Annotated in this window: 1 protein-coding gene; it reads right to left on the bottom strand. The window is 51.1% G+C overall.

Going from position 1 to position 219, the window contains the following annotated elements:
* Window positions 1-219 (bottom strand): hydroxyethylthiazole kinase (locus tag A3712_RS21750; protein ID WP_197465889.1); only part of this gene is annotated, 219 nt, incomplete at both ends.

Genomic DNA, 219 nt, shown 5'->3' with positions numbered 1-219 from the left:
AGCATTGTGCAGCATCACTGCTATCAAGCGCATCCACACCGTTGTTCTGCGCTTGCTCACCCGCTAATGCGATAATCTCAGACGCGTTACCACGAATGATTAACTTATCCGCTAAACGTGCGATTTGACGAGAAGTCTCGGTACGCAGCATGCTTGCACCACAACCTACAGGGTCAAGCACCACGACCTTGTTGTTCGCGTTAGCTTGTTCAACCGCGA

It is taken from the genome of Vibrio sp. HI00D65 (assembly GCF_001635455.1).
Taxonomy (GTDB): domain Bacteria; phylum Pseudomonadota; class Gammaproteobacteria; order Enterobacterales; family Vibrionaceae; genus Vibrio.
Note: the sequence above shows the minus strand (reverse complement) of the source record. Positions and strands in the feature narration are given on the sequence as shown.